Source organism: Bradyrhizobium sp. 76 (assembly GCF_023073025.1).
Lineage (GTDB): Bacteria > Pseudomonadota > Alphaproteobacteria > Rhizobiales > Xanthobacteraceae > Bradyrhizobium.
On sequence record NZ_JADPIS010000034.1, the window covers coordinates 1 to 4,194 of the forward strand.

Here is a 4,194-nt window from a genome sequence, read left to right on the forward strand (position 1 = left end):
CTATGAGGCGCCGCGGGGCGAGATCGAGATCGCGCTGGCGCAGATCTGGGCCGAGCTTCTGGGCCTGGAACGTGTCGGCCGGCACGACAACTTCTTCGAGCTGGGCGGGCACTCACTGCTGGCGGTTCAACTGATGGAGCGTTTGCGGCGGCTGTCGCTTGGGGTCGAGGTGCGCACCCTGTTCGCCAAGCCGGTGCTGGCCGATCTTGCCGCAAGCCTGGGCAGCCATCATGAGGTGGCGATCCCCGCCAACCTGATCACGGAGCAGAGTGCAGCGATTACACCAGAGCTGCTGCCGCTCATCGAGCTGGCGCAGCCGGAGATCGACCGGATTGTCGCCACGGTGCCTGGCGGTCTCGGCAACATCCAGGACATTTATGCCCTGTCGCCGCTGCAGGACGGCATCCTGTTCCATCATCTGTTGGCGAGGCGAGGCGATCCATACCTGCTGGTCTCGCAGATGGCATTTGCCGACCGGGCTCTGTTGGAGCGCTACCTTGCCGCGGTCCAGCGGGTGGTGGACCGGCACGATATCTTAAGAACGTCGTTTGTCTGGGAGGGCCTGTCGAGCCCGGCCCAGGTGGTTTGGCGGCGAACACCACTCGAGGTCACCGAGGTCGCGCTGGATGGATCTGATGGTGCTGAGCAGCTCAGGCAACAGTTTGATCCGCGTCAGCACCGGATCGATCTTGGCCGGGCGCCCTTGTTGCGGTTTGTGATTGCGCGCGAGCCCGGCAGTGCGCGCTGGCTGCTCCTGGAGCTGCTGCACCATCTGATCGGGGATCATTCCACGCTGGAAGTGATGCATGCCGAGGTTCGGGCCGTGCTCGGCGGTCGCGATCACGAGCTGGCAGCACCACAGCCGTTCCGCAATCTGGTGGCGCAGGCACGACTGGGAGTTGGAGCGCAAGAGCATGAGCAGTTCTTCCGGAGACTGCTGGCAGACATCGATGAGCCGACGCTGCCGTTTGGGCTGAGCGAGGTGCGCGGCGACGGCAGTGGAGCCGGCGAGGCGCGGCGGATGCTGCCGCGCGAGCTCAACGAGCGGCTGCGAGTGCAGGCGCGGCGGCTCGGGGTGAGCCTGGCGAGCCTGTGCCATCTGGCCTGGGGGCAGGTGGTGGCGCGCAGCAGCGGGCGTGAGCAGGTGGTGTTCGGCACGGTGCTGTTCGGCCGCATGCATGGAGGCGCCGGCGCCGACCGCGCCATGGGCCTGTTCATCAACACCCTGCCGCTGCGGCTTGATCTGGATGGCACCGGGGTCGAGGCGAGTGTCCGGATCACGCATCGCCGGCTGGCCGAGCTGCTGGCGCACGAGCATGCCTCGCTGGCCTTGGCGCAACGCTGCAGCAGCGTTGCGGCGCCGGCGCCGCTGTTCAGCGCACTGTTGAACTACCGTCATAACACGCCAGCGCCAAGCTCCGGACCGGACGATGTGCTATCCGGCGTGGAATGGTTGGGTGCGGAAGAACGCACCAACTATCCGCTGACCTTGTCGGTGGAGGATTTTGGCGAGGCGCTCGGCCTGACGGCGCAGGTGGCGGCGCCCATATCTGCGGACCGGGTCTGCGGCTACATGCAGCGGGCGCTTGAGCAACTGGCTGAGGCGCTGGAGCATGCCCCCAACAAGCCGGTGCGAGAGCTGGACATCCTCCCGGCTGACGAGCGGGCGTACCTGCTGGAGGAACTGAACCGCACGGCGGCGGCGTATCCGTCAGAGCGGTGCATCCATGAGCTGTTCGAGGCGCAGGTCGCCAAGACGCCGGATGCGGTGGCGGTGGTCTGTGCGGACGAACGCTTGAGCTATGGCGAGCTCAATGCGCGGGCCAACCGCCTGGCGCATCATCTGATCGCACTCGGGGTGAAGCCGGACCAGCCGGTGGCGATCTGCCTTGCGCGCAGCGTTGCGGTGGTGGTGGGGCTTTTGGCGATCCTGAAGGCGGGTGGCGCCTATCTGCCGCTGGATGCGGCCTATCCGAGTGCGCGGCTGCACCAGGTGCTCAAGGATGCGGCGCCGCGTCTGCTGCTGGCCGACGAAGCCGGCCGTGCCGCGCTTGGCCCTGAGGCGCTGGCCGATGTGAGCGTTGTCGATCTTATGGCAGCCACACCCGCCTGGGCCGAGCTGCCCGCTTGTAATCTCGACCCGCGCGCGCTCGGCCTGACCTCGCGCCATCTCGCCTACGTGATCTACACCTCCGGATCCACAGGCACGCCCAAGGGCGTCATGATCGAGCATGCGAGCACGGTGAACCTGCTGCATTGGAGCAGCGAGGTGTTTGCGGAATCAGAGATCAGCCGCACCCTGTTTTCCACCTCGATCAGTTTTGATCTGTCCGTCTACGAGTGCTTCGTTCCGCTTTCGCAAGGAAGCACGCTTTACGTTGTTGAGAATGCGCTGGCGTTGGCCGAGAGGTCTTTGGATATCTCCTTGATCAACACAGTGCCCTCGGCGATCGCCGCTCTGGTCGACAAGAAAGCCGTGCCGGTTTCCGCAAGCGTGATCAATTCGTGCGGCGAGCGGCTGAAGGTAGGCCTCATAGAGAAGGCCTTCGAGAGCAGTCGCGTAGAGAAGATTTATAACCTTTACGCGCCGTCTGAAACCACCACGTACTCAACCTGGATCTGCTTGCGAAGGGGAGAGGCTGTCGTTGAGACGATTGGCCGTCCGATTGCGAACACGCGGGTGTATCTGCTTGACGGTGATGGTGCGCCTGTTCCGTCTGGGGCGGTGGGCGAGCTTTACATCGGCGGGGCGGGAGTGGCGCGCGGCTATCTGAACCGTCCCGAGCTGACGGCGGAGCGGTTCATCGCCAGTCCCTTTGTCGAAGCCGACCGGCTGTACCGCACTGGCGATCTGGCGCGCTATCTGCCGGACGGCAATCTGGAGTTTTTGGGGCGCAATGACGACCAGGTGAAGATCCGCGGGTTCCGGATCGAGCCCGGTGATATCGCGGCGCGGCTTGCCGAGCACGCCTGGGTGCGCGAGGCGGTGGTGGTGGCGCACCAGGATGGGACGGGCGAGCCGCGACTCGTTGCGTATCTCGTCGCGGCGGCCGAGCATGCGGCCGACGCTGAGGGGGGCGATCTTGCCGGCACCTTGCGCGCGCACCTAAGTGAGCGGTTGCCCGAGTACATGGTGCCATCGGCGTTTGTGCAGCTGGCGGCGCTGCCGCTGACGCCGAACGGCAAGCTCGACCGCAAGGCGCTGCCGGCGCCGCAAGATGAGGCGTATGCACGCGCCGTCTATGAGGCACCGCAAGGCGAGATCGAGACCGCGCTGGCAACGATCTGGGCCGAGCTTCTGGGTGTTGAGCGGGTCGGACGCCACGACCACTTCTTTGCGCTCGGCGGCCACTCGCTGCTCGCGGTGCGGCTGTTGAGCCGGGTCTCGCAGGTTGTTGGCGTCGCACTGCCGCTGAGCACGCTGTTTGCGAAACCGGTGCTGGCCGATCTGGCCGCGAGCCTCGTGGATGAGTTGAGCCGCTCCGGCGCGCAAGACCTGCCGGCCATTGTGGCCGTGCCGCGTGATGCGGCGCTTGTGCTGTCGTTTGCGCAGCAGCGGCTGTGGTTTTTGGCGCAGCTGGATCAGAGCGGCACGAACTATCACATTCCACTGGCGTGGCGGCTCAAGGGTGGGCTCGACCGCAGCGCCTGGCAGCGCAGCCTGGACCGTGTGTTGGCGCGCCAGGAGGCGCTGCGCAGCGTCTTTGTCGCGCCGGAGGGCAAGCCCTGGGTGGAGCTGCTGCCGCAGGATGCGGGGCTGCCGGTTGTGGAGCACGATCTGCGGGACAGGCCGGATGCGGACGAGGCGCTATTGGACCTGTGCAGGGAAGAGGCGCGCACGCCGTTCGATCTGGCGCGCGGCCCGCTGATCCGCGGCCGCTTGATCCGGATCTCGGATGAGGAGCACGTGTTCCTGCTGACGCAGCATCATATTGTCTCGGATGGCTGGTCGCTGGGCGTGTTGGCGCGTGAACTCAGTCAGCTGTACCGGGCGTTCGTGGCCGGAGACGACGATCCGCTGCCGCCGCTTGTGATCCAGTATCCGGACTATGCCGCCTGGCAACGGCGGTGGCTAACAGGGGAACGGCTCTCGAACCAGGCGGAGTATTGGCGCAGCAACCTGTCGGGCGCACCGGCCCGTCTGGCCTTGCGGACCGACCGGCCGCGGCCGGCACAGCAGTCGTTTGCCGGGGC

Annotated in this window: 1 protein-coding gene; it reads left to right on the forward strand. The window is 66.1% G+C overall.

What is annotated here, in order from left to right; translation table 11 throughout:
- On the forward strand, positions 1 to 4,194 hold a 4,194-nt coding region (locus IVB48_RS07845; RefSeq protein WP_247399163.1), incomplete at both ends, for an amino acid adenylation domain-containing protein.